The organism is Flavobacterium sp. RSSB_23 (assembly GCF_051547145.1).
GTDB lineage: Bacteria > Bacteroidota > Bacteroidia > Flavobacteriales > Flavobacteriaceae > Flavobacterium.
In genome coordinates, this window is record NZ_JBPTTO010000003.1 from 310,064 (window position 1) to 316,699 (window position 6,636).

General features: G+C 33.5%; 5 protein-coding genes. 2 read left to right on the top strand and 3 right to left on the bottom strand.

Features of this window, described 5'->3' with window-relative positions; translation table 11 throughout:
* Window positions 1–53 precede the first annotated feature (53 nt).
* The 3 genes from ACSVH9_RS08210 to ACSVH9_RS08220 are packed head-to-tail and all read right to left on the bottom strand — an operon-like array spanning window position 54 to window position 3,544.
* On the bottom strand, window positions 54–944 hold the full coding sequence (locus tag ACSVH9_RS08210) for a Ppx/GppA phosphatase family protein (RefSeq protein WP_159685508.1): 891 nt from the start codon (window positions 942–944) through the stop codon (window positions 54–56).
* Between the two features lie 39 nt (window positions 945–983).
* The gene (gene ppk1, locus ACSVH9_RS08215) at window positions 984–3,050 is read right to left on the bottom strand and encodes a polyphosphate kinase 1 (RefSeq protein ID WP_438063301.1); all 2,067 of its coding nucleotides are present in this window, start codon (window positions 3,048–3,050) and stop codon (window positions 984–986) included.
* 8 nt (window positions 3,051–3,058) lie between these two features.
* Window positions 3,059–3,544 carry a SixA phosphatase family protein gene (locus tag ACSVH9_RS08220; protein ID WP_159685510.1) on the bottom strand — a complete coding sequence of 162 codons (486 nt, stop codon included), beginning with the start codon at window positions 3,542–3,544 and terminating at the stop codon, window positions 3,059–3,061.
* A 418-nt stretch (window positions 3,545–3,962) separates the two neighbouring features.
* Between ACSVH9_RS08220 and ACSVH9_RS08225 the strand changes: the two genes are divergently transcribed.
* Both ACSVH9_RS08225 and ACSVH9_RS08230 read left to right on the top strand, forming a co-directional pair.
* On the top strand, window positions 3,963–4,505 hold the full coding sequence (locus tag ACSVH9_RS08225) for a hypothetical protein (RefSeq protein WP_438063302.1): 543 nt from the start codon (window positions 3,963–3,965) through the stop codon (window positions 4,503–4,505).
* Between the two features lie 49 nt (window positions 4,506–4,554).
* A partial coding sequence (locus ACSVH9_RS08230) for a VWA domain-containing protein (protein ID WP_438063303.1) occupies window positions 4,555–6,636 on the top strand: 2,082 nt, incomplete at its 3' end.

Here is a 6,636-nt window from a genome sequence, read left to right on the forward strand (position 1 = left end):
CAAAAAAAGAGATTATAACAAAAAAGCAAAGGATAATCCTTTGCTTTTTTTATTTAGATTTTACCGTAGTACATTGCTTTTACAATACCATCCGAAAGTCCAATCTTTGGCACATAAATTTGACGGGCTCCACTCCATTTCATAGCATTCAAATAAATACGCGTTGCAGGCACAATTACGTCGGCACGGTCTGAATTTAATCCCAATTGCGAAATTCGTTGTTCATAAGTTAAGGAACTCAAATAGGCATATTGCGAATTGATATATATATAAGACAAGGGTTTATCTTGTTGTTTACCAGACATTTTAAACAACTTATTGATGTTACCACCAGAACCAATCAAAGTAACTTCGTCATAATCGGCAGTGTTGGTTCTAATCCATTTTTCGATTTCTTCCCAAACCACATCGTGTACCATTTCGTTCAATAAACGTACAGTACCGGCTTTAAAAGAACGAGAATTAATCATCTTGCCGTGAGAAAATAAAGTAAACTCGGTACTACCCCCACCAACATCTACAAACAAGTAGGTTTCATCTGTTTTTAATAAATGATGTAAATCGGTAGAAGCAATAATAGCCGCTTCTTTTTTACCATCAATGATTTCTATTTTGATATCGGCTTTTTTCTTAATCAATGCCACCACTTCTTTGGCGTTATATGCTTCTCGCATAGCTGAAGTAGCAAAAGCTTTATAACATTCTACTTTATGCACCTTCATCAGAAGATTAAATGCCTTCATAGCATCGCACATTCGTTCTATATTCTCGGGAGAAATTTCTCCAACTGTAAAAGCGTCTTGCCCTAAACGAATAGGAACACGCACTAAGGAACTCTTACTGAATTGTGTTTCTTTTCCTTCTTGTTCAACAATATTAGCAATCAACAAACGCATCGCATTGGATCCGATATCAATAGCAGCATATTTTTTAATTTTAATCATATGTTCACTCATTCATTTATAACAGCACAATTCAATACATTATGCTTCTTCAGTAATTACTTCAAGTTTATTTTGATAATATTTATAAGTCTCAATTTGTGCTCTAAAAAGAGGCTCACCATTTCTTTGTTTGTACTTGTTGTCTAAATTTTCAGAATGATAACGAGCTTTGACATTACCTTTCCAGCCCAAATCAAAATGATCTATTAATTCATTTTTTATATCTTGGTCATAGATAGGACAAGTTACCTCTACCCTTGCATCTAAATTTCTTCTCATAAAATCTGCCGATGAAATGTATACTTCAGGAATTCCTGCATTCCCAAAAATATACACTCTAGAATGTTCCAAATAATTATCAACAATACTAATTGCTTCAATGTTTTCGCTTAAACCAGGAACCCCTGGAATCAATGAACAAATACCTCTAACTTCTAATTGGATTTTGACTCCCGCTTTGCTAGCTTGATATAACTTATCAATCATTTCAAAGTCAGACAAACTATTCATTTTTAACTTTATATAAGTCTTTCTACCTGCCAAAGCATGCGTTATTTCACGATCTATTAACTTTACAAACTTACTTCGTGTGTAATGTGGAGATACGATTAAATGCTTGTAACGATGTACTCTATAATTCACATCGAAGAAATCAAAAATTTTATTAATGTCTTTTAAAATCTGCTGATGACTTGTGAAAAGGGTTACATCAGTATAAACTTTGGCTGTTGATTCATTAAAATTACCGGTAGAAACAAAACCGTAACGTTTAATTTTGTCTTTTTCTTGTCTTTCAATCACGCAGATTTTACTATGTACCTTTAAACCTTTGATTCCAAAAATCAATTCTATGCCTTCCGTTTTCATTTGTTCGGCATATGAAATATTGGAAGCTTCATCAAATCGAGCTTGCAATTCGATTTGTACTGTTACTTTTTTACCATTTTTGGCAGCGTTGATTAAAGAACTTATAATCTGTGAATTCTTTGCCAGACGGTATAAAGTTATCTTAATGGAAAGTACTTTTGGGTCCAATGCTGCTTCTCTCAAAAACTTAGTTAGATAAGAAAACGATTGATAAGGTGCATTCAATAAATAATCTTTCTCGCTTATTTTATCCAGCATACTTCCTTCTAGACTCAATCCAGGAATTGGTAAGGGTACATTCGATTGATACAATAAATCAAATCGTCCCAAATTTGGAAAGTCCATATAATCTCGTCTATTATGATATCGTCCACCCGGTATTATGCTATCAGTAGAAACAATATGCATTTTATCCAAAAAGAAGTTGAGTGTATCCTCCTCTATTTCTTGGTCGTAAATAAAACGAACGGGCTCTCCAATTCGGCGGTCTTTTACACTCAAAGCAATTTTCTCAATCATACTTTTGCTCAAATCACTATCGATGTCTAACGAGGCATCTCTTGTAATTTTTATCATATGAGCTGATATGCTTTGATAGTCGAAAATATTAAAAATGCTACTTAAATTTTGTCGGATGACATCGTCTAACAGAATGACATATTGCTTTTCGTTTTTAGAAGGGAGTACAACAAAGCGATTGATTGTTTTTGGAATTTCGATTACAGCATAGCGCACTTCTTCCTCCTTTTTCATAACCAATTTCACTGCCAAGTAACCAAAAGTGTCTTTTAGCAAAGGAAATTCGGCTAAGTCATTCAAAATAATAGTCACCAATTCAGGACTTACTCTTTGAATGAAAAAATCCTTCAGATAGTTTTCCTGGTCCTTATCTAAATCATTCTCATTGATAATGTAGATGTTCTCTTTTTGTAACTGACTTTCAATTTCATTCAAAATATTCAAACTTTCAGCTTGGTGTTCAATTACAATTTCGGTAATTTCTTTAACCAATTGTTGAGCAGAAACACCTCCTAAATATTTTTCACCAGAAATTCCAGAAAGGCTTAATCTACGGATGGCTGCAAATCGAACTCTAAAGAATTCATCTAAATTATTCGAAAATATGCCTAAAAAACGTAATCTATCTAATAAAGGAACTGAATCATCGGCTGCTTCTTGCAAAACACGGGCGTTGAAAGCCAACCAACTCTTTTCTCTGTCAATATATTTGTGTATCAAAACTTTATTTATTTTAAATCTTTAGGAACAATTACTTTTAAAGTTTTACCTTTTTCTATGGCACTCCAATCGTCTACATCAAATTGTAGCGAGACAAACCCAGATGTAGGAACATTTTCAATAAAAACGTCTCCAAATTTATTAACAAAATTTGTAATTGCCCCATTATGTCCAAAAAGAATTACACTATCAAATTCATTTTTACAAGATTTAATCACCTTAGCTAATTGGTTTTCATCAAAAGTATACAGCTCCTCTTTATAAATAATGCTCTCGATAGGATAGGATAAATTTTGAGCAAAAATTAAAGCAGTTTGAGAAGCTCGTTCTGCTACACTTGTCCAAAACAAATAGGTTTTAGGCAAATACTTTGAAACATAGCTAGATACGAGATGTGCCGCTTGCAGACCATTTTTAGACAAAGGTCTATCTCTATCCTTTAGGGGTGTTTCCCAACTTGATTTTGCGTGTCGAACTAAGATTAAATTTTTCATAATGCTTCCGTTTTTTTAGTTCAAATACTTTTAGATAAAGGTGTGTATTTTAACCTATAAATCTATTTTTCAGACACTTAAATTACATTTATTTTTTTAGTCTGAATTGAACTAAATATAAATTAACAATTGTTTAGTGTTTGTCTTGATAAAAAAATCAGAATTATTATATACACTTTTTAGAATAAAAGATGACAAAATACTGAATTCTAGATTTTTAACTCATTACAGGGATTTATACGTAGGAATTTAAATATGTAAAATTTAACAAGCGATAAGTAAACCAAAAAAATATAACAAAAAACGCTTTTTAACGAGTTTTTAGGTTATTGATAGAAAAAAAAAAGGGAATATTTCCTTTGTATCTAATTTTGAGGTAGTTAATCAAAATATAAATTGTTTCTTAAAATTATATGCAATGAAATTTAAAACTACTTCAAACGAAATACAGTTATTCTATTCCATTATTACTTCTCGACTAAACTTTACTATAAGCAGGAACTTAATAATTATTGCATTATTTATAGTAAGTACTACTTTTTCATATTCTCAAAGCTCTTGCAAGGCCAAATTACAAGTTGAAAAAAGCAGAAACTCCAGAAGCATAACTTCAGAAGGAACACAGTACAAATTGGAATTAACTAATGATAATTTTAATAGTGCCAATTATACTTTGAAAGCTGTAAATATCAATGCTTCTTGTTCGAATAATGATGGAAGTTCCACTTCTGGCAATGTGAATTTAACCATTTTTTTTACGGATTTAGATTCAAATCCTATAACCGAGTTAAGTTTAAATCCGGGAGAAACAAAATCTTTTTTAGCTAAAATTGAATTACCCTCTGGCACTCCCTTCAATAAATGGAATTGTACTCAAATAATTGCAACATCTAATGATTGCTCAAGCTATTCTGTATCAACTATTCTTCATACGCTAGTTAGTGATCCTAACCAAGAGTAAAAAACTACACATCATTTCATACCAAAATAACACTATTAAATAGTTTAAGATGAAAAGACAACTATACCCTAACCAATTTATAAAAGAATTTAAAAAAACAATTTTATTAATTGTTTTTCTTTTAATGGCTGGATTTGTAAACTCACAAACAATTACACCAACAAAAACGATTACTGTAAGACCTGGAGTATGTGGTAAAATTGATGTTGAGTTAAAATTGCAAGGTTCTAATCCAGTTGCAAGGCCAAATGAAGTTGTTCTAGTAATAGATGTTTCAGGAAGTATGGATGATGGTCCAACACCAGAACCACTAGATTATGCAAAGGATGCAGCTATAAGTTTCATTAATAATGTGTTTTTACCAGCAAATAATCCCACCGGAAAAAATAAAATCGCAATAGTAAAATATGGTAGCAGTGGTTCGTTAGTAAGAACTTTAACACTAGCTTCTGGTAAACAAACCTTAATTGATGATGTTAATGCATTAGTAGCTAACGGATCAACTAATATTGAAGATGGTATTAGAAAAGCGGATCAAGAGTTAACTGCAAAAGGTACTTTTGATTGTATTACATCAAGAAGTATTGTACTACTAACCGATGGTGTTGCAAACCAAAATGTTGCTAATGGAAGTAATTGTACTGGAGGTCAGCAAGGGACCTGTATTCAAGCTGCTATTACAGCAGCTAACGATGCTAAAACCACAGTTGTTTCAGGAATAACCTATAATAACCAAATTTTTGCAGTTGGTTTATTTGGTGCAATATCAGGAACAGATCAAACTAACGCGCAATATACTTTAAATAATATTCAAACTGCTGGTGCTTTTTTTACAGAAAACGCAGCGAATCTAACTGGAATTTATAACCAAATATCTACTCAACTTTCTTGGATTGCACAACAAATTGCTGGAACACCATTTGCAACAGAGTCAGTCAGTAATGATTTTATAATAGGAGCTGTTACACCTTCAAAGGGAACAGCATCTGTCTCAGGTCAATCGATTTCATGGAACATCGACTTTTTGAATGTTGAGACAATCACCTTAAAATATGAACTTACACCAAAAGCAAATGTATGCGGAAGTAAAACTGTGAGTTCTTCATCTCTAAGTTATCGAAATACTAATTGTCAAAACTCAACTTTAAACATTTCAACATCCTCAACAAATATACCTTGTCCAATTATTACATTAGCTTCCCAAACAAATGTAAGCTGTTTTGGTACTTCTACTGGAGCAATAACATTAAATAATCCTACTGGAGGAACTGCTCCATACACTTATGATTGGAAAAAAGATGGAAATTCATATGCCACTACTCAAAACCTAACTGGATTAAGTTCTGGAACATATACGGTTATAGCTACTGATAAAAACGGTTGTAGTACAGCTGTTTTATCGGTATCAATCACCCAACCAACAGCAGCTTTGGCTTTAGCAGCTTCTTCTAAAACTGATGCTTCTTGCTTTGGAGCCAGCACGGGTTCTGTAACTGCAGGCGCTGTAACTGGAGCTGTGGGAACAGTAACTTATTCTTGGAAAAATGCTTCGAATACTGTAGTGGGTTCTACTGCAACAGTTGATAACCTTCCTGCTGGAACCTATACTGTAACGGTATCTGACTCTTGTTCTTCTGAGTCCAATTCTGTAACTGTTGGACAACCTGAAGCAGCTTTGGCTTTGGGTGCTTCTTCTAAAACTGATGCTTCTTGCTTTGGAGCTAGCACGGGTTCTGTAACTGCAGGCGCTGTAACTGGAGCTGTAGGAACGGTAACTTATTCTTGGAAAAATGCTTCTAATACAGTAGTAGGTTCTACTGCTTCGGTAAATAATCTTCCAGCAGGAACTTATACTGTAACCGTAACTGATTCTTGTTCTTCTGAATCCAATTCAGTAACTGTTGGACAACCTGAAGCGGCTTTGGCTTTGGGTGCTTCTTCTAAAACTGATGCTTCTTGCTTTGGAGCTAGCACGGGTTCTGTAACTGCAGGTGCTGTAACTGGAGCTGTAGGAACAGTAACTTATTCTTGGAAAAATGCTTCGAATACTGTAGTGGGTTCTACTGCAACAGTTGATAATCTTCCTGCTGGAACCTATACTGTAACTGTAACTGACTCTTGTTCTTCTGAA

What these genes read in the sequence shown, in the direction of transcription:
- ACSVH9_RS08210 (WP_159685508.1), bottom strand. Translation starts at nt 944, where the DNA reads ATGATTAAAATTAAAAAATATGCTGCTATTGATATCGGATCCAATGCG.
- ACSVH9_RS08220 (WP_159685510.1), bottom strand. Translation starts at nt 3,544, where the DNA reads ATGAAAAATTTAATCTTAGTTCGACACGCAAAATCAAGTTGGGAAACA.
- ACSVH9_RS08225 (WP_438063302.1), top strand. Translation starts at nt 3,963, where the DNA reads ATGAAATTTAAAACTACTTCAAACGAAATACAGTTATTCTATTCCATT.